Source organism: Streptomyces sp. NPDC029674 (assembly GCF_044903205.1).
GTDB lineage: Bacteria > Actinomycetota > Actinomycetes > Streptomycetales > Streptomycetaceae > Streptomyces.
Genome location: NZ_JBJDPY010000003.1, coordinates 141,304 through 163,644, shown reverse-complemented (window position 1 = coordinate 163,644; position 22,341 = coordinate 141,304). Strand labels below are relative to the sequence as shown.

25 protein-coding genes are annotated in these 22,341 nt (G+C 71.8%); 14 read left to right on the top strand and 11 right to left on the bottom strand.

Annotation, left to right across the window (positions count from 1 at the left end; translation table 11 throughout):
- Positions 1-4 precede the first annotated feature (4 nt).
- Entirely contained in the window at positions 5-862 is an 858-nt protein-coding gene (locus ACI2L3_RS08180; RefSeq protein WP_404751491.1) for a ketose-bisphosphate aldolase, read from the top strand.
- Here ACI2L3_RS08180 and ACI2L3_RS08175 read toward each other — a convergent pair.
- Both ACI2L3_RS08175 and cdgB read right to left on the bottom strand, forming a co-directional pair.
- Positions 846-1,832, bottom strand: coding sequence for a carbohydrate-binding protein (locus ACI2L3_RS08175; RefSeq protein WP_404751490.1), 987 nt, complete (start codon positions 1,830-1,832; stop codon positions 846-848). The genes ACI2L3_RS08180 and ACI2L3_RS08175 overlap by 17 nt on opposite strands.
- Positions 1,833-1,919: 87 nt before the next feature.
- Positions 1,920-3,557 carry a diguanylate cyclase CdgB gene (gene cdgB, locus ACI2L3_RS08170; protein ID WP_404751489.1) on the bottom strand — a complete coding sequence of 546 codons (1,638 nt, stop codon included), beginning with the start codon at positions 3,555-3,557 and terminating at the stop codon, positions 1,920-1,922.
- Between the two features lie 505 nt (positions 3,558-4,062).
- Here cdgB and ACI2L3_RS08165 point away from each other — a divergent pair.
- A complete protein-coding gene (locus ACI2L3_RS08165; RefSeq protein WP_404751915.1) occupies positions 4,063-4,554 on the top strand; it encodes a flavin reductase family protein in 492 nt (163 codons plus the stop codon).
- Positions 4,555-4,714: 160 nt separating this feature from the next.
- Here the strand turns inward: ACI2L3_RS08165 and arfB are convergent, their stop codons facing one another.
- Positions 4,715-5,143, bottom strand: a complete 429-nt coding sequence (arfB, locus tag ACI2L3_RS08160; protein ID WP_404751488.1) for an alternative ribosome rescue aminoacyl-tRNA hydrolase ArfB — start codon at positions 5,141-5,143, stop codon at positions 4,715-4,717.
- Positions 5,144-5,348: 205 nt separating this feature from the next.
- Between arfB and ACI2L3_RS08155 the strand changes: the two genes are divergently transcribed.
- Both ACI2L3_RS08155 and ACI2L3_RS08150 read left to right on the top strand, forming a co-directional pair.
- Positions 5,349-5,924, top strand: coding sequence for a TerD family protein (locus ACI2L3_RS08155; RefSeq protein WP_365355144.1), 576 nt, complete (start codon positions 5,349-5,351; stop codon positions 5,922-5,924).
- 140 nt (positions 5,925-6,064) lie between these two features.
- Entirely contained in the window at positions 6,065-6,457 is a 393-nt protein-coding gene (locus ACI2L3_RS08150; RefSeq protein ID WP_404751487.1) for a VOC family protein, read from the top strand.
- Positions 6,458-6,500: 43 nt separating this feature from the next.
- On the opposite strand, the gene ACI2L3_RS08145 is transcribed toward ACI2L3_RS08150, so the two are convergent.
- From ACI2L3_RS08145 to ACI2L3_RS08135, 3 genes are read right to left on the bottom strand one after another with little or no spacing between them, the layout of a single operon-like run.
- Entirely contained in the window at positions 6,501-7,028 is a 528-nt protein-coding gene (locus ACI2L3_RS08145) for a DUF6879 family protein (protein ID WP_404751486.1), read from the bottom strand.
- A gap of 24 nt (positions 7,029-7,052) precedes the next feature.
- The gene (locus ACI2L3_RS08140) at positions 7,053-7,286 is read right to left on the bottom strand and encodes a DUF397 domain-containing protein (RefSeq protein WP_404751485.1); all 234 of its coding nucleotides are present in this window, start codon (positions 7,284-7,286) and stop codon (positions 7,053-7,055) included.
- A 17-nt stretch (positions 7,287-7,303) separates the two neighbouring features.
- A complete protein-coding gene (locus tag ACI2L3_RS08135) occupies positions 7,304-8,155 on the bottom strand; it encodes a helix-turn-helix domain-containing protein (RefSeq protein ID WP_404751484.1) in 852 nt (283 codons plus the stop codon).
- A 240-nt stretch (positions 8,156-8,395) separates the two neighbouring features.
- On the opposite strand from ACI2L3_RS08135, the gene ACI2L3_RS08130 reads away from it, so the two are divergent.
- The 5 genes from ACI2L3_RS08130 to ACI2L3_RS08110 all read left to right on the top strand — a co-directional run bounded on the left by ACI2L3_RS08130 (position 8,396) and on the right by ACI2L3_RS08110 (position 11,890).
- Positions 8,396-8,812 carry an ATP-binding protein gene (locus ACI2L3_RS08130; RefSeq protein ID WP_404751483.1) on the top strand — a complete coding sequence of 139 codons (417 nt, stop codon included), beginning with the start codon at positions 8,396-8,398 and terminating at the stop codon, positions 8,810-8,812.
- A 93-nt stretch (positions 8,813-8,905) separates the two neighbouring features.
- Positions 8,906-9,274 carry a PadR family transcriptional regulator gene (locus ACI2L3_RS08125; RefSeq protein ID WP_404751482.1) on the top strand — a complete coding sequence of 123 codons (369 nt, stop codon included), beginning with the start codon at positions 8,906-8,908 and terminating at the stop codon, positions 9,272-9,274.
- Complete coding sequence (locus tag ACI2L3_RS08120; protein ID WP_404751481.1) at positions 9,237-10,301, top strand: hypothetical protein; 1,065 nt, start codon at positions 9,237-9,239, stop codon at positions 10,299-10,301. The genes ACI2L3_RS08125 and ACI2L3_RS08120 overlap by 38 nt, the downstream gene beginning before the upstream one ends.
- Before the next feature lie 92 nt (positions 10,302-10,393).
- Positions 10,394-11,371, top strand: coding sequence for an NAD(P)-dependent alcohol dehydrogenase (locus ACI2L3_RS08115; RefSeq protein ID WP_404751480.1), 978 nt, complete (start codon positions 10,394-10,396; stop codon positions 11,369-11,371).
- Between the two features lie 9 nt (positions 11,372-11,380).
- Complete coding sequence (locus ACI2L3_RS08110; protein ID WP_404751479.1) at positions 11,381-11,890, top strand: GNAT family N-acetyltransferase; 510 nt, start codon at positions 11,381-11,383, stop codon at positions 11,888-11,890.
- Between the two features lie 18 nt (positions 11,891-11,908).
- On the opposite strand, the gene ACI2L3_RS08105 is transcribed toward ACI2L3_RS08110, so the two are convergent.
- From ACI2L3_RS08105 to ACI2L3_RS08090, 4 genes are all read right to left on the bottom strand, one after another.
- Entirely contained in the window at positions 11,909-13,336 is a 1,428-nt protein-coding gene (locus tag ACI2L3_RS08105; protein ID WP_404751914.1) for a M1 family metallopeptidase, read from the bottom strand.
- A 120-nt stretch (positions 13,337-13,456) separates the two neighbouring features.
- On the bottom strand, positions 13,457-14,599 hold the full coding sequence (locus tag ACI2L3_RS08100) for a YncE family protein (RefSeq protein ID WP_404751478.1): 1,143 nt from the start codon (positions 14,597-14,599) through the stop codon (positions 13,457-13,459).
- On the bottom strand, positions 14,596-15,216 hold the full coding sequence (locus ACI2L3_RS08095) for an ankyrin repeat domain-containing protein (protein WP_404751477.1): 621 nt from the start codon (positions 15,214-15,216) through the stop codon (positions 14,596-14,598). The genes ACI2L3_RS08100 and ACI2L3_RS08095 overlap by 4 nt, the downstream gene beginning before the upstream one ends.
- 110 nt (positions 15,217-15,326) lie before the next feature.
- Entirely contained in the window at positions 15,327-15,884 is a 558-nt protein-coding gene (locus ACI2L3_RS08090; protein ID WP_404751913.1) for a heme-binding protein, read from the bottom strand.
- 405 nt (positions 15,885-16,289) lie between these two features.
- On the opposite strand from ACI2L3_RS08090, the gene ACI2L3_RS08085 reads away from it, so the two are divergent.
- The 3 genes from ACI2L3_RS08085 (at position 16,290) to ACI2L3_RS08075 (ending at position 18,705) form a co-directional block, all read left to right on the top strand.
- Positions 16,290-17,468 (top strand): sensor histidine kinase, encoded by a 1,179-nt coding sequence (locus ACI2L3_RS08085; protein WP_404751912.1) that lies wholly within the window; start codon positions 16,290-16,292, stop codon positions 17,466-17,468.
- Positions 17,465-18,121, top strand: a complete 657-nt coding sequence (locus ACI2L3_RS08080; RefSeq protein ID WP_404751476.1) for a response regulator — start codon at positions 17,465-17,467, stop codon at positions 18,119-18,121. Before ACI2L3_RS08085 ends, ACI2L3_RS08080 begins: the two co-directional genes overlap by 4 nt.
- 83 nt (positions 18,122-18,204) lie before the next feature.
- Positions 18,205-18,705: a hypothetical protein gene (locus ACI2L3_RS08075; RefSeq protein WP_404751475.1), complete on the top strand. Its 501-nt coding sequence runs from the start codon at positions 18,205-18,207 to the stop codon at positions 18,703-18,705.
- A 416-nt stretch (positions 18,706-19,121) separates the two neighbouring features.
- On the opposite strand, the gene ACI2L3_RS08070 is transcribed toward ACI2L3_RS08075, so the two are convergent.
- Positions 19,122-19,835: a pentapeptide repeat-containing protein gene (locus ACI2L3_RS08070; RefSeq protein WP_404751474.1), complete on the bottom strand. Its 714-nt coding sequence runs from the start codon at positions 19,833-19,835 to the stop codon at positions 19,122-19,124.
- Positions 19,836-19,993: 158 nt separating this feature from the next.
- On the opposite strand from ACI2L3_RS08070, the gene ACI2L3_RS08065 reads away from it, so the two are divergent.
- Both ACI2L3_RS08065 and ACI2L3_RS08060 read left to right on the top strand, forming a co-directional pair.
- Entirely contained in the window at positions 19,994-21,190 is a 1,197-nt protein-coding gene (locus tag ACI2L3_RS08065; RefSeq protein WP_404751473.1) for an NAD(P)-binding protein, read from the top strand.
- Positions 21,191-21,291: 101 nt separating this feature from the next.
- Positions 21,292-22,308 (top strand): zinc-binding dehydrogenase, encoded by a 1,017-nt coding sequence (locus ACI2L3_RS08060; protein WP_404751911.1) that lies wholly within the window; start codon positions 21,292-21,294, stop codon positions 22,306-22,308.
- Positions 22,309-22,341: the final 33 nt, after the last annotated feature.

The window sequence follows — 22,341 nt, the reverse complement described above, 5'->3', positions numbered from 1 at the left end:
GCACGTGCCACTGGTCAGCACCGGAGAACTCGTCTCGGAGGCCCGTGCCGCGGGTCACGGCGTCGCCGCGTTCAACGTCATCACCCTGGAGCACGCGGAGGCGATCGCGCTCGGTGCCGAGCGGGCCGGAACCCCCGCGATCCTGCAGATCTCCGAGAACGCCGTGAAGTTCCACGGCGGCCGGCTCTCCGCGATCGCGGCCGCGACGGCGGCGGTGGCCCGCGCCTCCACGGCCCGCCTCGCCCTCCACCTCGACCACGTGACGGACGTCGAACTCCTGCGCTCCGCGCACCCGGAGGGCTTCAGTTCCGTCATGTTCGACGCGTCGAAGCTGCCGTACGGCGAGAACGTGAAGGCGACGGCGGACGCGGTCCGCTGGGGTCACGGGCGCGGCATCTGGGTCGAGGCGGAGCTCGGCGAGGTGGGCGGCAAGGAGGGCGAGGCCCCGCTGGACGCGCACGCGCCCGGGGTCCGCACGGACCCGGCGGAGGCGGCCGCCTACGTCGCCGACACCGGCGTCGACGCGCTCGCGGTGGCCGTCGGCTCCTCGCACGCGATGACGGAGCGCACGGCGTCCCTGGACCACGAGTTGATCCGCTCCCTCGCGGCGGCCGTGCCCGTGCCCCTCGTCCTGCACGGCTCAAGTGGCGTACCGGACGCGGACATCCGGCGTGCCATCGCGTCCGGCATGGTGAAGATCAACGTGGGCACGGCCCTCAACACGGCGTTCACGGGCGAGGTACGCGCGTACCTCGCCGCCCACGACAAGGGCGTCGACCCCCGGAAATACCTCGCCCCGGCTCGCGAGGCGATGGCCGGGACGGTGGCGGGGTTCCTGGGGCTGCTCAGCCCGTCTTCATGAGCCACATCTGGTCGATGTTCGCGCCGGTCGTCCCGCACAGGTCGCTCTGGGCGCAGGTGAGCGTGATCGTGTTGGTGCCCTTGGTGAGCTGGACCAGCGCCCAGGTGTGCGTCCAGCCCTTCTCCCAGTCGCCTTCCTCGGCGTGCGAGAAGTTCTCCATGTTCAGGGGACGGGTCTGCTTGTTGCCGTTGACGAGGATCGTGGCGTTGGAGTCCTTGCCGGGGACGCCGTAGTTCACCCACAGCTTGTACGGGCCGGACTTCGGGATGCCGTTGACCGTCCACGTCACCTGGGCGCCGACCTTGTCGAACCCGGCCACGTAGACCCCGCCCGACGCCTTGGCGCCGTCGATGTCGGACGCCGTGCTCGTGCCGCCCTCCAGCTTCAGGGCCTTCGCGTCCGTCTTCGGCAGCTCGACCGGCTTCTCGGGCTTCTTGCTCGGCTTCTCGCTGGGCTTGACGGACTCCGCCTGCGTCGGCTTGCCGCCCGCCTCCGTCTCGCCGCCCTTGTCGTCGCCGCCGCGTCCGAAGATCATCGCGGCGCCGATGCCTATGGCGACCACGGCCACCACGGCGATGGCGGCGATCAGCAGCCCCTTGGTGTTGGGGCCGCGCCCGCGCCCGCCGCCGTTGGCCGGCTGCATGTGCTGCGTGACGGGGGCGCCGCCGGGCTGCGCCTCGGGGGCGGTGTAGTGGGCGTTCGGCCGGCCGTAGGGCTGCTGTGCCTGGGGCGGGACCTGCTGGCCGTACGCCTGCTGGCCGCCGTAGGTCTGCTGGCCGTACGCGGGGCGGCGGTCACCGACCGCTCTGACCTGGTTGTACGAGGACCGGGGCCCCGGGTACCCGTAGCCGCCCCCACCGCTGGGCGGGGTCGCGCCGGCCGCCTGACCGTCCTCGTACAGGTAGCCGAACGGATCGTCGTCGCCCTGCGGCGCGCTCGGCGTGTTCTCGCCGTTATTGCCGGGCGTCATTCCCAGGTCACTCCCTCACATCGCTGACGCGGGGAGCCTACCCGGTCCCGCTGGGCCCAAGGAGTGGCCTTGACCTCATCGGGACCGCTATCCGGCCCGCCGGTGCTGCTTGGCACGTGAGCGTTTCTCCACGTACATCCGCTGGTCGGCGGAGTGCAACACTTCGTCGGCCGACATCCCGCAGTGCGCCCAGCCGATGCCGAAACTCGCCCCCACACGGACCGCTCTGCCGTCGACCCGGATCGGCGGGATGATCGCGTTCCGCAGCCGGACGGCGAGGTCCTGGGCGTCGGCGCGGCCGAGCCCGTCGGCGAGCACGACGAACTCGTCGCCGCCGAGCCGTGCCACCGTGTCCCCGTCCCGCACCCCGCTGGTGAGCCTGCGCGCGACCTCGATGAGGACGGCGTCACCGGTGTGGTGCCCGAACCGGTCGTTGATCGACTTGAAGCCGTCGAGGTCGCAGAAGAGGACGGCGAGCCCCTTGGTGCCGTCGTCCACGTCCCCCTCGCCGCCCGGCGGGGCGACGGTGTGGACGTGCGGATCGAAGCCCTCGTCCTGCTGGAGCGAGGCGTGCCCGAAGTCGAAGCCGTGTTCGTAGGCGGCGTCGAGGGAGTCCACCGCGCTGGGGCGGCCCGCGTGGGGCCTGCGGCAGAGGCGGGCGCTGAGCCGGGCGCGCAGCTCGGCGGAGTTCGGCAGTCCGGTGAGGGAGTCGTGCGAGGCGCGGTGGGCGAGCTGGAGCTCGCGGCGCTTGCGCTCCTCGATGTCCTCGACGTGCGTGAGCAGGAAGCGGGGCCCGTCGGCGGCGTCGGCGACCACGGAGTTGCGCAGGCTCACCCACACGTACGTCCCGTCGCGCCGCGCGAGCCGCAGCTCGGCGCGGCCGCCCTCGGCGGAGGTCCGCAGGAGCGTCCCGATGTCCTCGGGGTGCACGAGATCCGAGAACGAGTAGCGCCGCATGGCGGAGGCGGGACGGCCCAGGAGACGACAGAGCGCGTCATTGGTCCGCAGAATCCGGCCGTGCTGATCGCCGCCCATCTCGGCGATGGCCATGCCGGAGGGCGCGTACTCGAAGGCCTGCCGGAAGCTCTCCTCGCTGGCCCGCAGCGCCTGCTGTTCCCGCTCCAGGCGGACCAGGGCGCGCTGCATGTTCGCCCTGAGCCGGGCGTTGCTGATCGCGATGGCGGCCTGGAACGCGTACATCTGGAGGGCTTCGCGGCCCCAGGCGCCGGGCCTGCGGCCGTTGCGCGGCCGGTCCACGGAGATCACGCCGAGCAGTTCGCCGCCGGCCGCCCCGGTCGCGTACATGGGGGCGAAGAGCCGGTCGGAGGGGTGCCACTCGTCCTCGAAGCGGGGCTCGGGCCCTTCCGTGTACCACTGCGGTACGTCGTCGTCGTCGAGGACCCAGCCCTCGGTGTACGAGATGAAGCGCAGCGCGCCCCACGCCTCGCCCATCGCGAGGCGGCGCTCCCAGGCGTCCCTGGAGCCGACGCGTCCGGTGATGAGGGCCTCGGCGGAGGGGTTGCCCGCGAAGGCGGCGACGACGAGATCGCCGTCCGGGCGCACGAGATTGACACACGCCAGTTCATAGCCAAGGCCGTTGACGACGCCGTCGGCGACGGTCTGCAGCGTGTCCGCCAGGCTCCGGGCCGTGTTCAGCTCCGCAACCACCTGGTGCAGCTGCCGCAGGGTCGCAAGACGGACGTACGGCTCCGACTCGGTCTCCATGCTCGTTCTCCCCGAGACCTCGACAGCAACTCCAGGATGCGCAGCGCCCGCAGTGTTCTTCGGTGGTGGTCTTCCGTGCCTGTGTCTTGCCTTGTGTCTTGCCTTGCGTCTTGCCGTGTGTCTTGTTGGCTTGTGCCCTCAGTGTCTTATTGCCACCGTCACTGAATCACAGCGAGCTGCCCACTCGGTACACAGGGTCAACAAAATATGGGTCCTGTGACTCAAGTCACAGGTGGGGAACCGCCGTTGGTCCAGTCCCTTGGACTAGTCCACCGCATCGGGCGGCACTGCGTGCCAACTTTGCCGAGTCGTGTCCCGCGGGCGGCTCCGCCGCCGGTCCTAGGACCCGTCTGGGACCGGAGCCCGATGTTTCGAGGGGGGCGCACGGGCTAGCTTCGACAACGTGGCTCACGTACTGAAGACTCTCCCGGCCCCGTCCACCCCAGGCCTCCCGTCATCGGATGGGCATGCTGATGGGGTGAGCAACGACGAGTTCCGCGCGGCGATGTCCCGGCTGGCGGCGGGTGTGGTCCTGGTGACGGCGCGCGAGCCCGGCCTGGACCCGGACGACCCGGCCGCCCCGGAGGGCGAGGACGTGGGCATGACGGCCACGGCCTTCCTGTCCGTCTCCCTCGACCCGCCCCTGGTCATGGTGAGCCTGCGCGAGGGCTCCCGCATGGACGACCTGCTCGCCGAGCAGCCCCTGTGGGGCGTCTCGGTCCTCGCGGAGAGCCAGCGGCACATCGCGGGCCGCTTCGCGATGAAGGGCCGGATCAGCGACCGCCTCCTCTTCGAGGACATCCCCTACGTACGGGGCTCCACGTCCGGCGCCCCGCTGGTCGGCGGCGCGCTCGCGACGCTGGAGTGCCGTACGGAGCAGACGGTGGTGGCGGGCGATCACACGCTGGTGATCGGCCGCGTGCTGACGGCGTCCCTCCCTAGCGGGGAGGGCGGCCCTCTCCTGTACTTCCGGGGGCGCTACCGCCAGCTGGGCTAGCGGGGTGGGCCCCGCCCCGTCAGGGGCGCGGGGAACTGCGCGCTCAGCCCGCGCCGGGCCGCAGACGCGTCTGCCGGGGTCTCCGCAGACGCGTCTGCGGCTTTTCTGTGGTTGCTCGCGCAGTTCCCCGCGCCCCTTACGGGGCGCACCCTGCCCGGGGCTAGCCCCAGCCCTGTCCCGACCGCCCCCGCTTGGTCTCGCTCCGCGCCTTCTTGTTCCGCAGACGCCGCTCGTTGATGCCGCGAGGAATCTTCGTCGCGCGCCGCGGCTTGGGCGGCGGCGCGGTGGCCTCCGCGAGCAGGGAGGCGAGCCGCGTGGCGGCCATCTCCCTGTTCCGCCACTGGGAGCGGTGCTCACTCGCCCGTACGCTGACGACGCCGTCGACGAGCCGGGGCGCGAGCCGCTCCAGGGCGCGCTGCTTCCACACCTCTGGGAGCGCCTCGGTGTTCGCGAGGTCGAACCGCAGCTCGACCTGGGAGTCGCTGGTGTTGACGTGCTGCCCGCCCGGCCCGGACGACCGCGAGAAACGCCACATGAGCTCGGCCTCGGGCAGGGAGACGGAGCCGCGGATGACATGGGGACCGGACATGACTCCATGGTCCCGCGCCCGACAAGCCCACGTCACGCGCTTTTCCGGGCTGCCGTCCAAGCCCCCGCCAGAGGTACGTAAAGAAAGTAAAGCCAAATGGAACCTTGGGGACCCCGGTCGGCGTTGGTACCAGTGAAGTAGCTTCGTCCCCAGTACGAAGCACATACGCACTGTGCGTACGTAACGAGGGAAGGGACTCCCAACAATGGCAGTAAGCCTGTCCAAGGGTGGCAACGTCTCGCTCACCAAGGAGGCTCCGGGCCTGACCGCCGTCACCGTGGGCCTCGGCTGGGACGTCCGCACCACCACTGGCACCGACTTCGACCTGGACGCCTCCGCGATCGCGGTGAACCCCCAGGGCAAGGTCTTCTCGGACCAGCACTTCGTCTTCTTCAACAACAAGGCGACGCCGGACCAGACCATCGTCCACACCGGTGACAACGTCACGGGTGAGGGCGAGGGCGACGACGAGCAGATCAACGTGAACCTCGCGGGTCTGCCGGCCGACATCGAGAAGATCGTCTTCCCGGTCTCGATCTACGACGCCGAGAACCGCTCGCAGAACTTCGGCCAGGTTCGGAACGCGTTCATCCGCATCCTCAACCAGGCCGGCGGTGCGGAGATCGCGCGCTACGACCTCTCCGAGGACGCCGCCACCGAGACCGCCATGGTCTTCGGCGAGCTGTACCGCAACGGCGCGGAGTGGAAGTTCCGCGCCGTGGGCCAGGGCTACGCCTCGGGCCTGGTCGGCATCGCGCAGGACTTCGGCGTGAACGTCTGACGTGACCGGTTGACCGGCTGACGCGCCGATCGAACACGGAGGGCCCCGGCAGCAACACCGCCGGGGCCCTCCGGCGTCGACACCGCCGGGGCCCTCCGCCGTCCGCCCACGGCGCGCCCCGCTGCCCTACCCTCTCCGCCATGATCGCCGAACTGCAATGCGTGGTCCTCGACTGCCCCGACCCCACGGCACTGGCGGAGTTCTACCGCACGCTCCTGGGCGGCACGGTCAACCACCCGGACCCTCGCTGGTCCACCAGCCCCGACTGGACGACCCTGCACACCCCCACGGGCCAGGTCCTCACATTCCAGCGGGTCCACCACCACGTCCCGCCCCGCTGGCAGGACCCCGCCTCCCCCCAGCAGTTCCACCTGGACCTCCAGGTGCCCGACCTGACGGCGGCCCGCCCCCAGGTCCTGGCAGCGGGCGCGACCCTCCTGGACGAGAAGACCGGCGGCACGACGTGGCACGTCTACGCGGATCCGGCGGGGCACCCGTTCTGCTTGGTCCGCCACGCCTGGCAAAGCGCCTGAGCCGGGCCGAGGCAGTCAACGCGGTGCTCTCTGCCTCGAGCTCTCAGGACGGCTTGAATTGCTCATGCGGTACGGCCCGTTCCCACACAGCTTCGAAGGCCGTCGAGCACAGCCGCACAACGGCCGGGTCAGTGGTCCGCTCCTCGTCCCCCTCCGGCGAGAGTTCTCCCTCTCCGGTGAAATGGAGGAACACGACGAGACGGTCGTCGAACAGCCAGAAGTCGTTCCCGGGGAGAGCGAGGTCCGATGCCCGACGTCGTGGCAACCACCTCACCTGCTCCCCCGCCGCGACATTTCCGGCCGTCACATGGTGCTCGAAACGGATGTAGTCCGTGACCGGCTCCGAAACGATCCGCGCGCGGCGCACCACGACTCCGCGTGCGGTGGTCTCCCGCATCAGCGCAAGCCAGGCACTGGACTCCTGGTCCAGGTACCGGGAGGTCTCACGTGCGCCGTCCCGCCACGAGACGTACTCCGGGTCGGACTGCATGTAGCCGTCCCGCATCTCCAGGTGTATGGCAGACCGCTCGGCCAGTCGGAACAGCTCATCAAACGTGGGTTCCTCCGCCACCGTTCACCTCCGGGAAGAACTGCATCAGGCGCTTGGGGATTTCCACGACGGACTCGCGATCCGGCAGATCGAGGTCGAGGTGGAACGTCCTTCTCGGGACTTCTGCCAGCGGATGAGTGCGCTCAGGCTCGCTCGCGTGGCTGCCATGACCGCGTCCGGGGCGTCGCTTTCGCGTAGCAGGATGTGGGGCTGGTGGCCGGCGAGTTCGACGCAGTCTTCTGCGTCCACGCCTGAGAACGAGGACTTCTGCCACTGCATGAGCGCACCCATACCTTTCACAGCTCACTTGCGACGCGGTGAAGCAGTCGCCGGGATTCACGTTCACTCAACGACGCGCGCTCGGCGACGTCGAGCAGGTTTCCGAACCTCTTGAGTTGGACCTCGTCGGTAATGGAGATGCCCCCCACGGGGCTGTCCAAGTGCACTGTGCCCAGCTGCGGAACAACACCTCCCGCGTAGAGCAGCGACTGAGCCGCCTCGATGAAGTCCTCGCACGCGAAGGGGACGACCCGGAGTTTCACCGTCGGCCAGTGCGATACCTCTGCCAGGTAGTCCAGTTGCCCCTTGGCGACCTTGCGACCTCCGAACCGCATACGCAGTGCGGCCTCGTGGACAAGCGCCACAAACGAAGGGGGCGCCTCGCGCTCGAAGATGCTCCGGCGCTTGAGTCGGAACTCCACGCGTCCCTCCACCTCGTCGTCGGGAAGCACAGAGGCTCGGCTGGTGTGGATCGCCCGGATGTACTCCTCGGTCTGGAAGATGCCCGGCATGGTCACGATCTGAATGCTGCGCAGGTACGACGCGTGGTGCTCCAGCTCCGCGAGGTTCAGGAACCCGGGCCCGAGTACCCCGCGGTACTCCTCCCACCAGCCCTTGACCCTCTCCTCAGCCATGGCGCAAAGGGCGTCGATCAGCCTCTTGTCGGAGGCCGAGTAGATCTCCGCAAGGCGCCTCACCCTCTCCGCACTGACCCCCCAACGCCCCGCCTCGATATGGCTGATCTGCGCCTGATTGCCGCCGAGCCGTGCGCCCGCCTCACGCGCGGCCATCCCTGCCGCTTCACGGAGCTTGCGCAACTCGGCACCCAGTCGCGCCTGACGCGCGGTGGGTCTGCTCCTCGGTGGCATCCATCCCCCTCCTGGTCGAGCGGGCCAAGTCTGCCGCGCATCCGCGTGCCCGTGCGACCGGTCCACTCACACGAGTGAAGGTGGCGGCACATCTATGTGCCGTCACATACATGTGCCCTACCGTCGCTCACAGCTAGCCACAATGCACGCCAGTGATCCCGCAGAGCAACCGCCACCCGGCGGTCGAGCCACGGTGGCGTACAGCCCCAACTCCGCGACACAGAGCAGGAGTCAACAGGCATGGAAGCCCAACCCGACACCCCGCAGACGTACCACCTCACCACCCCCAACACCCCCCTCTCCCCCAAGATCTGCCGCGACACCCTCACCCTCCTCCTCGCCGCCAACGGCCGTGCCGAGCTCGCCGACACCGCCCGCACCCTCGTCTCCGAGGTCGTCACCAACGCCGTCATGCACACCAAGTCACCAACCATCGGCATGGAGGCATGCGTGCTGGCGGACGGCGGGGTGCGGGTTGCCGTGTACGACGACTGCCGCGCCGAACCCCTCGCCGCGCTCGACGTGTCGAGGGACCGCGAGCACGGGCGCGGGCTCTTCCTCGTGCAGGCGCTCGCCCACGAGTGGGGCACCGCCCCCGCGCCGTCCCGGTTCCGCACGGGCGGCGGCAAGCGCGTGTGGTTCGAGCTGCGGCAGTAGGAACCGGCAGCAAGGGAGAAGGAGATGTACAGGTCAGCGACTATTATGGATACTTGAATAGTCCGACGGACCGAAGAGAGGGGACCCGTGGCCATGCCGAACGCCGCCTGGACCCGTGCCGCGCTGCCCCTCTGTCTGCTCGGGGTTCTCGATGGTGAGGAGAAGAGTTACGGGTACGCCCTGCTCAGCCGGCTCGGTGAGGTCGGGCTCGGTGGGGTCAAGGCTGCGACTCTCTACCCCGCTCTCGCGCGGCTCGAAGAAGAAGGGGCCGTCGAGGTCGAGTGGGGGGCCGGGGACGGCGGGCCCGGGCGGAAGTACTACCGGATCACCCGGGAGGGGCGGGCGAGGCTGCGGCGTGACCAGGCCGCGTGGGGGGAGTTCTCCCGGACCGTCGACTCGCTTCTTCCGGCGAAGGGGGATGAGGATGAGCAGGACTCGCACGCAGACGCCGCAGACGGCTGAACCCACTTGGGCTCGTCCGGAGGACCAGGAGTGGGCCGACACCGTCACAGTGCGGCTCGTGCTCGACGAGGAGGCACCCGCCGGATTCGCCGACGAGATACTCGCCGAGGCGCGCCAGCTCGTCGAGGAAGCCGGGCAGCCCGCGCTCGACGTGCTGGGTGACCCCGTCGCGTACGCCCGCACCGTCGCCGCAGAGCGCGTCAGCGAGGAGTACCGGGCCCGGATCGACACGCGCGGCATGCGCCCCGGTGAGCGGATCACCGCGTCGTTCGGATCGCTCGGGTTCGTCTGGTTCGCGTTCTTCGGCATGTACTGGATCCAGGACGGGCTGTGGGTGGGAGTGAGCCCGTCCGCGGTCGCGGGCGTCGGGGGAATCGTGGCGGCCGCCTCGCTGGGGTGTGTCGCCTTCGCCACCCGCGCCGCCGGACGCCTCCGCGGCATGTGGTGGTTCCTCGCGGGCGCGGCCGGTGCGCTGGTGGCCGGGATCGCCCTCGCCACCGTCCTCTCCGAGGAACGGCTGTTCCGCGTGCCCGCCCCGGTGCTCATGCTGGTCGGCGCCGCGTGGGCCGTCGGTGCGTTCCTGCTCCCCGATGCGGCGATCGACCGGTGGTTCAGGCCCGCCCGTCCGGACGGAGGGCTCGACGACCGGCGGTGGCTCGCCCGGCTGGACGGGCTGCTGCGCGGGCGGCACGGCATGAAGGCCGGCGAGGCGCGTGGCCACGTACGGGAAGCGCGGCAGCATCTGGCCGCCGCCCCGCGGGACGGCAGCGCCGAGGACGTCTTCGGTGACGTCGAGATCTACGCCCTGCGCCTCTCGGAGGGGCCTCTCAGGCAACAGCGCGTGACGCGGCAGAAGTTCTACGGTGCCCTGACCTCGGCCGTGATCTTCGGGGTCCTCACCGTCGACAGGCTGCTCGACCCGCAGGAGCGGTTCTCCGGATGGGTGGCGTGCTCCGTGGGCGCGTTCGGCTGCGCGGCGTGGGGCGCGGTCAGCGAATGGCGTGCCCTGCGCAAGCAGCGGCGATGACCTCGCACAGTGAACCAGGGCTCTAGGCGGGGGCCGCGACCGGCGGGATGCTGAAGCAGCCGTGCTCGCCCCCGACCGGGGAGGAACCCGCTGTGAAGGCCATCGTGCAGGACGTCTACGGCTCCGCGGACACACTGGAACTGCGGGACGACCTCGACCGTCCCTCCCCCGCCCCCGATGAAGTCCTCGTCCGCGTGCACGCCGCCGGTGTCGGGCCGGACGTCCGGCATCTGATGACGGGGCTGCCCCTCATGGTCCGGCTCGGCTTCGGGCTCCGCAGGCCCAGGAACCCCGTCCGGGGCTGGGACGGCGCCGGACGGATCGAGTCGGTCGGCGCGAACGTGACCGGGCTACGGCGGGGCGACGCGGTCTACGGGCACTTCGAGGGCTCCTTCGCCGAGTACGCGCGCGCCAGGCCCGCCCGTATCGCCCCCAAGCCCGAAGCCCTCACCTTCGTGCAGGCCGCCGCCGTCCCGGTCTCCGGCGTCACCGCCCTGCGGGCCCTGCACGCCCGAGCCGGCCTGCGGGCCGGGCAGCGGGTCCTGGTCATCGGCGCGTCCGGCGGCGTGGGCAGCCTGGCCGTCCAGCTCGCCGTCGCCCACGGCGCGGACGTCGTCGGCGTCTGCGGGACCGGTGCGGCCGAGTTCGTCCGGTCCCTTGGCGCCGGCGACGTCATCGACTACACGCACGCGGAGATCACCGACAGCGGTCGCCGCTACGACGTCGTCCTCGACGCCGCCGGCAACCGCCCCCTCTCCCTGCTGCGCCGCGCCCTCACCCCGGACGGCACTCTCGTCCACATCGGCGGTGAGGGCGGCAGCCGCTGGTCCGGTGACGCCGGCACGCAGCTGCGGATGGCGCTGGCGGCCCGGTTCGCACGCCAGAATCTGCTCGGGCTCCTGGCGGCCGTACGGCGGGAGGATCTGTTGACCCTCAACAGCCTCGTCGAGAAGGGTGACGTCACACCGGCCGTCGACAGCACGTATCCCCTGGCGGAGGCCCCGGACGCCGTACGACACCTGGAGAAGGGCCGTCCTCGGGGCAAGGTCGTCCTGGTCGTCACGCCGTAGCCTGCCCGCATGATCCTCGAACCGCTCACCGCCGTCGACGGCGCGCTGCCCGGTCACGTCCTCACCGAGGTGACCGCGCTGTACGCGTCGAACCGTGAGTTCTTCGCGCTCAGCGGCGACTTCCCCGACCCGGACGACATCCGCGTCGAGCAGGTCGCCAAGGCCCTCGCGGACGAGCTCTCCCACCCGGACGCCGAGGTGCTGCTCGGGCGCTCGCGCGGGCGGCTCGTGGGGGTCGCCATCACGCTCGCCCGGCACCCGGACCCGACCGACCCGGACCCGTGGATCGGGCTGCTGATGGTCGAGGCGGGCGTCCAACGCACCGGGCTGGGGCGGGAGTTGGTGACGCTCGCCGAGGAGCGGTTCCGGGGTGCGGGCCGTGACGCCGTACGCCTCGCCGTCCTGGAGAACAACCCCGGCGCCCTGCGCTTCTGGACCGCGCTCGGCTACCTCGTCATCGGCCACCGCGAGGACCGCGCCCGCCACCGCCCGTGCGCGGTCCTCCGCAAGCCCCTCTGAGCCCGCCCCGGGCTCACCTCAGGGACGGTCCGGCTTCCCGTCGCCGTACAGCCAGTCGCCCCAGATCCGGCCGACCTTCTTCCGCGCCTCGTCGCCGCCCGCGTGCTTCTCGACGTACTCCGTGAAGTCCCTGGTGTCCGCGTTCTTGTGCCGGTACGTCTTCGCCCAGCCCTGCACGATGTCGTAGAACGCGTCGTCGCCCACCGCCTGGCGGATCTTGTGGATCACCATGGCGCCCCGCTCGTAGACGGGCGGGTCGGAGATGCTCGCGGCGTCCGTGGGCTTGGCGGGCGGGAAGGCCCAGATGGCTTCGTTGTCCTCCTCGTCCTCGTAGTAGTCGCCCTCGTAGAGCGCGTCGAAGATGTCCTGCGCGCTGTCGCCGTCGTTGTCCTCCTGGTACAGCCACTCCGCGTACGTCGCGAAGCCCTCGTTGAGCCACATGTCCTGCCAGGACTTGGGCGTGACGGAGTTGCCGAACCACTGGTGGGCCAGCTCGTGGACGAGGAGCCCGGTGTCGGGGGCGCCGGGGAAGACGGGGCGGGTCTGGGTCTCCAGGGCGTAGTCCACGTCCTCCTCGCGGTCGACGACCGCGCCCGCGGAGGAGAAGGGGTACGGGCCGAAGTTGTACTCGGCCCACTCGACGACGTCCGGGATCTTCGCGAGGACCTTCTCGCTCGCCTTCGCCCGCGAGGGGTCGACGGCCGTGATGACCGGCAGCCCGTCCTCCGTCGTCGACGTCTCCATCTCGTACTTGCCGACGGCCACGGTCGCCACGTAGCTCGCCATCGGTTCGGCGCTGTGCCAGGCGAAGGTGGTGCGGCCGTTCTTCGTCGACTCGCGGGTCAACTCCCCGTTGGAGACGGCCTTCAAGCCCTTGGGAACCGTGATCTCTATGTCGTACGAGGCCTTGTCGCTCGGGTGGTGGTTGCCCGGGAACCACGCCATGGAGCCGGTCGGCTCGCCGAGCGCGAGCGCGCCGTCGGCCGTCTTCAGCCAGCCCTCCTCCGAGCCGTCCTCGTCGGTGACGGTCTCCGGAGTGCCGGAATAGCGGACCGTCGCGCGGAACGTCTCGCCCCGGTCGAGCTCGTCGGCCGGGCGCACCCGCAGCTCCTGGCCGGCGCGCTGGAAGCGGGCGGCCTTGCCCTCGACGGTGATGCCGGAGACGTCGAGGCCCTTCAGGTCGAGGTTGAAGGAGCTGAGGTTCTTGGTGGCGCGGGCGGTGATCTCGGCGGTCCCGGTGAGGTGCCGGGAGTCCGGGTCGTAGCCGAGGGTCAGGCCGTAGTGCGCCACGTCGTACCCGCCGTTGCCCAGCTTCGGGAAGTACGGGTCGCGCACGCCGGTGGCGCCCGGCGTGCCGTCGACACCCGCGCCGCCGCAGGCACTGACGGTGGCGAGCAGGGCGAGGCAGGAGGTGACGGTGGCGGCTCGGACGGCCGGAGATCGCAGGTCCACGCCGATGATCTTATGCGGCAATTGTTCGGGACGGGATTGATATGGGGGGGCTGGACGGCCGGGCTCCGTCGGCGCCGCCCACGCGCCGCCGGGCCGCCGGGCCGCCGGGCCGCCTCAGAGGACGGCGATGCCCAACGGCCGCTCGCCTGCCGTCAGTCTCCGCACCGACCCGTCGTCCCACACGTCCACGACGGAGATGCCGTTCCAGTAGCCGTCGCGGGTGAAGCCGCCCGTGACGTACGCGGTGCGGCCGTCCTCCGACACGGCGACGTCCTCGTGCGGGCCGGTCAGCGGGACGACCCGCTCCCTGCCGTCCTTCGTCCGCACGGTCAGCGACGGGCCCTCGTCGGCGTCCGGGTCGATGGGCCCGGTGCCGACCGCGAACAGCGTGCCGTCGTCGGTGACCGTCACGCCGTGCTGGTGCGTGTTCGCGGTCATCTTCTCGACGTCGTACTCACCGGTGCGCGGATCGAGTACGACGAGTCTCTCGCCCTCGAAGGGCAGCAGGAGCCGTCCGTCGGAGGGCCGTACGGCCGTGTAGTGCGGCTTCAGCCAGGAGCCGAGGCCGCCCTCCGTCCCGTAGGGGGCGACTTCGACGCGGCGCGGCTTCAGCGAGTCCGCGCGTACGACGGTTACGTCGAAGGAGTCGTGGCCGGTGGCGTAGACCTCCCGGCCGTCCTTCGACACGTCGACGTCGAAGGGCCGCCGGCCGACGGGCACGGTGTCGGTCACCTCGCGCTCCCCCGTGTCGATGACCTCCAACGCGCCTTTCCTATCAGGCACATTGACGCCCACGTAGACGTGCTCTCCGTCCGGGGCGAGGGCGATGCCCATGCCGCCGCCCCGGTACTCGCCCGTCGTCACCGGGCCTGTCTCCGTCTCGTACGGGATGCGGTCGATCCGTTCACGGGTGCGCGTGTCGACCACGGCGACGGCGTCGGCGGTCGCCACCCAGGCACGGCCGTCGTCCCCCACGGCCAGCCCGTAGGGGGCGCGGCCGACCTTCACGGAGCCGACGGGGCCCTTTTCGGGGTCGACGAAGGTCACCGTGTCGGAGCCGAAATCGGCTACCAGGAGGGTGCCTGCGGGGGTTCGGGCGTGGGTGGGGAGGGGGGTGGGGGTGGTGGCTGTGGAGGTTGCTGCGGGTCGGGAAGGGGCGGCGGTGTCCTGGCCCGTGCCGCAGCCGGCGAGGGCGGTCAGGGCTGCGAGGGCGAGGGAGGTCGTCCTCGTGGCGGCGGTACGCCGGGGCGCTTTCATGAGGCCGCCCTCCGCAACAGCTCCGCGATCTCCGCGAACCCTCGCCGCTCCGCGTGCGCGAGCGGCGTGCCGCCGTCCCGGTCGGCGAGATCCGGCGTCGCGCCCGCGGCGAGCAGCAGCTCCACGATCTCCTGGTGCGCGCGCCCGCCGTCGCCCAGGATCACGGCCTCCAACAGGGCGGTCCAGCCGAGGTCGTTGACGTGGTCGACGTCGATGTCGGTGACGCGCAGGACCTCCCGTACGTACGCGACGTGCCCGCGCTCGGACGCCGGGATCAGGGAGACCCCGCCGAAGCGGTTGCGCAGCTTCAGGTCGGGCCCGGCTGGCAGCAGGACGTGGAGCATGGCGACGCTGCCCGTCACGCCGGTGACCAGCCAGGGGCTGTCGGAACGGTGGTCCTGCGCGTCGACGTCGGCGCCCGCGGCGACCAGCACCCCGGCCGCCTCCACGTGGTCCCCGAGGGCGGCGAGCAGCAGCGGTGAGCGCAGCTCGGTGTCCCGGGTCTCGACGCGGGCGCCCGCGGTGAGGGCGGCGGCGACTTCCGTGGCGTTGCCGGCCCGTGCGGCGTCCAGCAACCGCTGGTCGGCGGCGGTGGCGCCCGTGGCGGCGGTGTTCATGCCGGATCTCCTCGTCTCTCCTCGTCGTACGGTCCCCGCGCGGACGGACGCGGGGACCGAGAACAGCCTCAGCGGCATGCGGGTCGGCGCGCTCGGCCTGCTGGGAGTGCTCAGCGGCCGAGCGCCGCCACGCCCGCCTTCGCGAACTTCTCGTCCAGGTCGCCGCTCGGGGCGCCCGCGACGCCGATGCCCGCGATGGGCGCGCCCTTGGCGGTGACCGGCGCGCCGCCCGCGAGGAACAGCGTGCCGGGGATGTCCTTCAGGTTCGGGGCCTGCTCCAGGCGCTTGGTCAGCTCGGAGGTGGGCGCGTTCCAGGAGACGGCCGTGTACGCCTTCTTCACGGCGGACTCGGGGGACTGCGGCCCCGCGCCGTCGCCGCGCAGCTGGACGATGGTGTTGCCGTTGCGGTCGACGACGGCGACGGAGACGCGCTGGTTCTCCTTCTTCGCGGCGTCGAGGGTGGCCTGCGCGGCCTTGGTGGCGGCGGCGACGGTGAGGTGCGTCGACTGCGTGAGGTTCTTGTTGCCCGCGTCGGCGGTGACGGCGGCCTTCGTGGCGGCGTCAGGGGTGCCTGCGGTGGCGGAGACGGCGCCGAAGGTGCCGGCGCCGAGGACGGCGGCGGTCGCGGCGACGGTGAGGACACGGGTGCGGCGGGAGAGCTTCTGCATCGGGGGCTCCTGGGTTCTCGGGGTGGTGAGGTCGGGTTCGTTCATGGGGGAGGCGGTCCAGCCGACGCAGCTGGTCTGCCTCTGCCATCGATCCTCCGGCCGTTTCCGGCCCGTACCCCTCGACGTACCGGCTCGCGGCCGCACGCGACTCGGCCGACACCAGGGTCAACCGATCGGTTGACCCGCCCGTGGCCGCACCGGGTCACAATGAGGGTGTTTGCGCAGTTCAGCGAGTACGACGGTCCTGGTCCAGCGAGTACGACGGTCCTAGTTCAGCGTGTACGAGACGGCAGTACGAGTACGCGTACGAATACGAGTACGAGAGGGAGGCGCCCCGTGGGAGAGCGCAGGCCGGGGCTCGACCCCCGCACGCCGGACCCCGACGCCCGCTGGCTCGCGGCCGTCATGCACACGGCGTTCTTCCTGCTCCTCGGCTCGTCGCTGACCCGGTTCCTGATGCGGCACCCCGGCGAGCCGCGCACACCGTGGATCATCGCGCTCTCGGTCTCCCTCGCGCTCCTCTACGTCCTCGGCCCCGTCATCGGCGCCCGCCCCACCGCGCCGCGCCGCCTCGCCTGGCTGATCCTCGTCGTGGCCGTCTGGGTGGTGCTCGTCGTCCTCGCGCCGAGCTTCGCGTGGTGCGCGGTGCCGCTCTTCTACACCGGCCTGCGGACGCTGCCGCCGCGCGCCGCCCTGTTCCTGGTGGCCGTCCTCACCGCCTTCGTCGTCGTCGCCCAGCTGCAGCTCGCGGGCCGCTTCGACCCGAACCTGCTGCTCGCGCCGCCCGCCTGGGCCGCGGTCGCGACCGCCGTCTTCCTCTACATGCAGCGCCAGGCCGCCCGGCAGCGCGAACTCATCGACGACCTCATCCGCACCCGCCGCGAACTCGCCGCCATCGAACGGCGCGAGGGCACGCTCGCCGAGCGCCAGCGCCTGTCCATGGAGATCCACGACACCCTCGCGCAGGGCCTGTCCAGCCAGCAGATGCTGCTGCAGGCCGCCGACCGCGTCTGGGACACGGATCCGGTGAAGGCCCGCACCCACGTCCGCACCGCCGAGTCGATCACCGAGCACGGTCTCGCCGAGGCCCGCCGCTTCGTGCACGACCTGGCGCCCGCCGACCTCGCGGACGGCGGCGGCGTGGCGCAAGCGCTGCGGGCGCTCGCGGAGCGCGAGTCCGACGCGGGCCTCACCGTCCGCTTCCACGCGGAGGGCACGCCGGTGCCGCTGCCGGACCGGGTCAGCTCGGCGCTCCTCCGCATCGCGCAGGGCGCGCTCGCGAACGTACGCGAACACGCCGACGCCACCACGGCCGCGCTGACCCTCACCCTCCTCGACGACCAGGTCGTCCTCGACGTCGCCGACGACGGCCGCGGCTTCGCACCGCCGCCCTCCTCCGGGCCCGCGTCCCCGGCAGGCGTACGGGGACACGGGCTGCCCGCGATCCGCGCGCGGGCCGGGCAGCTCGGCGGCACCCTGACCATCGAGTCGGCGCCGGGCGAGGGCGCGGTCCTCTCCGTGTCGATCCCGCTGCCGGCCCCGCCGTCGGCCCCGCTGACGAACCCGTTGGAGCCCCCGTCATGAACACCGCCCCGGCCCGCCCCGTCCGCCTGCTGGTCTGCGACGACCACGTCGTCGTACGCGCCGGACTGCTCGCCCTGCTGGGCAGCGCGCCCGACATCGACGTGGTCGGCGAGGCGGGCACCGGCGAGGAGGCGGTCGCCCTCGCCGCGAAACTGGCACCGGACGTCGTCCTCATGGACCTGCAACTGGGCGCCGGCATCGACGGCGTGGAGGCCACCCGCCGCATCACCTCCTCCCCGGGCCCCGCCCCCGCACCCGCACCCCACGTCCTCGTCCTCACCACCTACGACACCGACGCGGACATCACCCGCGCCATCGAGGCGGGCGCCACGGGGTACCTCCTCAAGGCGGAGCGCCCCGAGGAACTCTTCTCCGCCATCCACGCCGCGTCCCAGGGCCGCACCACGCTCTCGCCGCCCGTCGCCTCCCGCGTCATGGCCCGCATGCGGGCCCCGCACCCCACGCTCACCGACCGCGAACGCGACATCCTCGGCCAGCTCTCCCAAGGCCTCGGCAACCGGGAGATCGCCCGCGCCCTCTTCATCAGCGAGGCCACGGTCAAGACCCACCTCGGGCGGATCTACGACAAGCTGGGGGTGGATACGCGGGCGGGCGCGGTGGCGGTGGCGAAGGAACAGCGGCTCTTGCGTTGATCCGGCGCCTCTTCGCGGCCCGGCCGCCTCGCGCGGCTGCGGCTACGGGCACCGGGCTGCCCGGTCCATGACACCATCGAACCGTGCTCGACATCGGCTACGCGCTCTCCCGCCGCTTCCCTGACCCCGCCCAGCTGGACTACAGCCGCGCGGACGTCCATACGCTCCGCCACGACCTGTTCTGCGGGGACGTGTACCTGGCGGACACCAAGGCCGACCGGGAACTGTCCACAGCCTGGGGATGGGTGCCCGTCCTCGACTTCGCGTGGGCGCTGTGCGACATCGTCGAGGCGCTGGACCAGGATCCGCTCGGCAGTCGGGCCTCCCGCCCCCAGTACGCGGAGCTCGACTTCACCGAGTCGACCGATCGCATGCTGTTCGCCCGCCGCTTCGGTTGGGTCGACATCGAGGCGGACTGGATGGATCCCGATGAGCCTCCGCTGACCTTCTCCCACTCGGAGCTCCGGCGTGAGGCCCGCGACTTTCTCCACGACCTCGTGGCGGACCTCACGGACCTCCACGACTCCCTTGCGGACAACCCTGCGCTCTGGGCCCTCCTCGCCCGGTTCCCCCGCACGGCCTGACTCCCGGCGCGGCGTGGGCGACCAGTGCCGGTGCGCCCGGCGCCGCCCTGCGGGGTAGGGGCAACTAGCCCGCCGCTTCGCGGCGGATGTATCCCACCCACCCGCCCGTGCACCCCGCGACGCCCCGCGGGAGTAGGGGCAGGTGGGGCGGGGGGCTCTGCGACACGCGGGCCCGCAGGGAGCAGGTCGGCCAGCCCCCACCGGGCCGCAGGCGCACACGCTCCCGAGGGGGTGTGGGGGTATGTGCGAACGGAGCACCGAGCACACTCTGGCGCCTTTGGACTTGAGGCGCGACGCAGGGATAGCGAGTACGCACATACCCCCGCGCCCCCGCCCCACAACCGGGCAATAGGCGCCACCCGCACCCGCCCAAGCACCGGACCCCACAGCCCGCCCAAGGCGCCCCGCCAGACCCCCTACTCCCCCACCCCAGCCACCCGCACCCCCACCCCCGCCGCAAACACCGCCGCCAGCTCCATCAGCTGACCAGGACTGATCACCGCCCCGGCCAGGCACTCGATCCCCCGCGCGATCTCCAGCTCCGCCGCCCCCCGAAGATCCACGTCCTTCATCCTCGTACCGGTGAAGTCGGCCCCCCGCACCACACACCCCCGAAACTCCACCCGCTCCAACGAAGCCGCCCCGAAGTCCGGCTCCACCAGCACGCAGCCGTCGAAGACGACGTCCCGCAGTCGTGCCTTGCGCAGGTTCAGGTAGTCGATCTTCCCGCCCCGCACCACGACCCGCTCCAGCACGCCCCCGTGCAACTGCACCCCGCCGAGCCGCGCGTCGACGATCTCCACGTCCCGCAGTGACGCCTCCGCGAGGTCCGTCCCCACCCCGCGCAGCTCCGTCAGTACGGAGTCGACGAACCGGGCCCGCGCCAACCGCGTCTCGCCGACCCCGCACCCCACCATCGCCGAGTCCATGAACAGCGCCCCGGCCGCGTCCTGCCCGCCGAGGTCGAGGTCACGGAACTCGACCCCGTCGTAGTCCCCGTCAGGCTCCAGCCCGCCTCCCCCGAGCCCCCCAAGCCCCTCGACCCCCTCGAACGGCCGGAGCGGAGGCAACCGCACCTCGGCCTGCCGAGCCGCCTTGACCACCCGCGCCGGTTTCGCTTTCTGAGCCATGCCCCCATCGTGCCCGCCACCACTGACAACGCCCCGATGTCACATCCGGCCCACCCCCACACGTCCAAGAAACGAAGCCCGGACCCAACCCCGAAGCCTCCGAACCCACCAACGCCCACACCAACGCCAACACCCGACCCTCACACCGGGAGCCCCCCATGCCCACCGCAAGGCCCAACCACCTCACCGTCATCGGCGGCGGCTTCGCCGGTCTCACCGCGGCCATCAGCGCCGCCGAGGCAGGCGCCCGCGTGACCCTCCGCGAGGCCCACCACACCCTCGGCGGCCGCGCCCGTACCGCCGAGGGCCGTTACAAGACGAACGAGGGCCCGCACGCCCTCTACAACGGCGGCCCGCACTGGACCTGGCTGAAGCAGCGCGACCTCATCGGGCCGCTCGCCCCGCTCCCGCCCCTCGAAGGCGCCCGCCTGCGCCTGCTCCACCACGGCGCGCTGCGCCGCACCCCGCCCCTCGCCATGCTGAAGCTGCTGCGCCGCAAGGCGGAACAGGCCCCCGTGGACCAGGATTTCACCAGCTGGGCCACCGCACAGGTCGGCGAGGAGGGCGCGAAGGCCGCCGCGCACTACATCGCCGTGGCGACGTTCCACCACGACCCCGGTTCGCTCTCCGCCCGCTTCGTGCAGGAGCGCCTGCGCCGCGCCACCAAGCTGCCGCCGGAGGCGCACTACCCGCGAGGCGGCTGGGGATCGGTCATCGACCGCATGGCCGCGCTCGCCTGGAACATGGGCGTACGCACGGAGACGATGGACCGCGTCGACAGCCTCTGTGACCTCGGGCTTCCCCAGGACGGCCCGGTCGTCGTCGCGACGTCCCTCGACGCGGCGCGCCGCCTCCTCGGCGACGATTCCCTGCGCTGGGAGAGCGGCCGCACCACACTCGTCGACGTGGCCTTCCGGTCCCGCAGGGGCGACGCCTTCGTCATCTCCGACCTGGACCGGACGGGCTGGGTCGAGCGTTTCACCGCGCAGGACCACACCCTCGCCCCGGAGGGGGAACAGCTCGTACAGGCGCAGATTCCGCTCTCCCCCGAGGAGACGAAGGCCGACGGCGTGGCCCGCGCCGAGCACCTCCTCGACCTCGGTCACCCCGGCTGGCGCGAACGTCTGACGTGGCGCCGCGCCTCGGTCGCGAACGGCCGTACGGGCGCGGTGGACCGCCCCGGCACCACCTGGCGGGACCGGCCCGCGATCGACCGCGGCGACGGCGTGTACCTGGCGGGAGACCAGGTGGCGGCTCCGGGCCTGCTCTCCGAGGTCTCGTTCAACAGCGCCATCGAGGCGGTCTCGCTCGCGCTGACGAGGTCGACTCTTGACCTCAAGTCCACTTCAGGTTGAAGGGTGGGGGCGTCCCGAATGGACCGCGTATGCGTACCGCACACCCTCAGGGAGCCCCGATGCCGATGCCGATGCCGATGCCGATGCCGATACCCACCACCATGCGAGCCGTCCGCCTCCACGCCTTCGGCCCCGCCGATAACCTCGTCCTCGAGGAGATCGCGGTCCCCGAACCGGCCGCGGGCCAGGTCCGCCTCACCGTGGCCGCGGCCGGCGTGCATCTCCTGGACACCGCCGTCCGAGAGGGCATCCAGGGCCCGCTGCCCGAGCTCCCCTCCCTGCCCACCATCCCCGGCCGGGAGGTCGCGGGCACCGTCGACGAGATCGGGGAGGGGACGCCCGCGCACTGGCTCGGCAAGCGCGTCGTCGTCCACATCGGCTTCGCCCCCGGGGGCTACGCCGAGCGCGTCGTCACCGACGCGTCCCGCCTGCACGAGATACCCGACGGCCTGGACCCCGCGGAGGCGGTCGCCCTGATCGGCACGGGACGTACGGCCATGGGCATCCTGCGGTTCGCGACGCTGACGCCCGACAGCGTGGCCGTCGTCCCCGCCGCAGCGGGCGGCATCGGCACGCTGCTCACGAAGTACGCCAAGCACCGCGGCGCCACGGTGATCGGTCTGGCCGGCGGCCCCGCGAAGACGGACCGCGTCCGCGCCAACGGCGCCGACCTCGCCGTGGACTACACCGACCCGGCGTGGCCCGACGAGGTCCGCACGTACCTCCGGGAGAAGCTCGGAGGCCGCGCCGCCACCGTCGTCTTCGACGGAGTGGGCGGCAAGGCGGGCCTGGCCGCGGTCGACCTGCTGGGCCCGGGCGGCAGCCACCTCGTCTTCGGCTGGTCCGGCAAGGGGCCGCACGACGGCGAGGAGCTGACGTTCACCGAGGAGGAGCTGGCCCGGCGCGGCATCACGCAGGTCAACGTCCTCGGACCGGCCATGATGCGTAAGGCCGGCGGCGACAACCCCGTCCGCACCCTGGAGCTCGCCGCCCTCACCGCCGCCTCCCTCGGCCACTTCACACCGGCCGTGCAGCGCTATCCCCTCGCGGAGGCGGCAGCGGCACACCGCGCCCTGGAGACCCGCGCCACGATGGGCAAGGTAGTCCTCATCCCCTGATCCCCGCCCTCCACCTCTTCTCAGTACGACCCG

What these genes read in the sequence shown, in the direction of transcription:
- ACI2L3_RS08120 (WP_404751481.1), top strand. Translation starts at nt 9,237, where the DNA reads ATGAGCAGGACTCGCACGCAGACGCCGCAGACGGCTGAACCCACTTGG.
- ACI2L3_RS08155 (WP_365355144.1), top strand. Translation starts at nt 5,349, where the DNA reads ATGGCAGTAAGCCTGTCCAAGGGTGGCAACGTCTCGCTCACCAAGGAG.
- ACI2L3_RS08130 (WP_404751483.1), top strand. Translation starts at nt 8,396, where the DNA reads ATGGAAGCCCAACCCGACACCCCGCAGACGTACCACCTCACCACCCCC.
- ACI2L3_RS08090 (WP_404751913.1), bottom strand. Translation starts at nt 15,884, where the DNA reads ATGCAGAAGCTCTCCCGCCGCACCCGTGTCCTCACCGTCGCCGCGACC.
- ACI2L3_RS08110 (WP_404751479.1), top strand. Translation starts at nt 11,381, where the DNA reads ATGATCCTCGAACCGCTCACCGCCGTCGACGGCGCGCTGCCCGGTCAC.
- ACI2L3_RS08100 (WP_404751478.1), bottom strand. Translation starts at nt 14,599, where the DNA reads ATGAAAGCGCCCCGGCGTACCGCCGCCACGAGGACGACCTCCCTCGCC.
- ACI2L3_RS08150 (WP_404751487.1), top strand. Translation starts at nt 6,065, where the DNA reads ATGATCGCCGAACTGCAATGCGTGGTCCTCGACTGCCCCGACCCCACG.
- ACI2L3_RS08175 (WP_404751490.1), bottom strand. Translation starts at nt 1,832, where the DNA reads ATGACGCCCGGCAATAACGGCGAGAACACGCCGAGCGCGCCGCAGGGC.
- ACI2L3_RS08165 (WP_404751915.1), top strand. Translation starts at nt 4,063, where the DNA reads ATGTCCCGGCTGGCGGCGGGTGTGGTCCTGGTGACGGCGCGCGAGCCC.
- arfB (WP_404751488.1), bottom strand. Translation starts at nt 5,143, where the DNA reads ATGTCCGGTCCCCATGTCATCCGCGGCTCCGTCTCCCTGCCCGAGGCC.
- ACI2L3_RS08060 (WP_404751911.1), top strand. Translation starts at nt 21,292, where the DNA reads ATGCGAGCCGTCCGCCTCCACGCCTTCGGCCCCGCCGATAACCTCGTC.
- ACI2L3_RS08070 (WP_404751474.1), bottom strand. Translation starts at nt 19,835, where the DNA reads ATGGCTCAGAAAGCGAAACCGGCGCGGGTGGTCAAGGCGGCTCGGCAG.
- ACI2L3_RS08140 (WP_404751485.1), bottom strand. Translation starts at nt 7,286, where the DNA reads ATGCAGTGGCAGAAGTCCTCGTTCTCAGGCGTGGACGCAGAAGACTGC.
- ACI2L3_RS08095 (WP_404751477.1), bottom strand. Translation starts at nt 15,216, where the DNA reads ATGAACACCGCCGCCACGGGCGCCACCGCCGCCGACCAGCGGTTGCTG.
- ACI2L3_RS08065 (WP_404751473.1), top strand. Translation starts at nt 19,994, where the DNA reads ATGCCCACCGCAAGGCCCAACCACCTCACCGTCATCGGCGGCGGCTTC.
- cdgB (WP_404751489.1), bottom strand. Translation starts at nt 3,557, where the DNA reads ATGGAGACCGAGTCGGAGCCGTACGTCCGTCTTGCGACCCTGCGGCAG.
- ACI2L3_RS08085 (WP_404751912.1), top strand. Translation starts at nt 16,290, where the DNA reads ATGCACACGGCGTTCTTCCTGCTCCTCGGCTCGTCGCTGACCCGGTTC.
- ACI2L3_RS08135 (WP_404751484.1), bottom strand. Translation starts at nt 8,155, where the DNA reads ATGCCACCGAGGAGCAGACCCACCGCGCGTCAGGCGCGACTGGGTGCC.
- ACI2L3_RS08125 (WP_404751482.1), top strand. Translation starts at nt 8,906, where the DNA reads ATGCCGAACGCCGCCTGGACCCGTGCCGCGCTGCCCCTCTGTCTGCTC.
- ACI2L3_RS08080 (WP_404751476.1), top strand. Translation starts at nt 17,465, where the DNA reads ATGAACACCGCCCCGGCCCGCCCCGTCCGCCTGCTGGTCTGCGACGAC.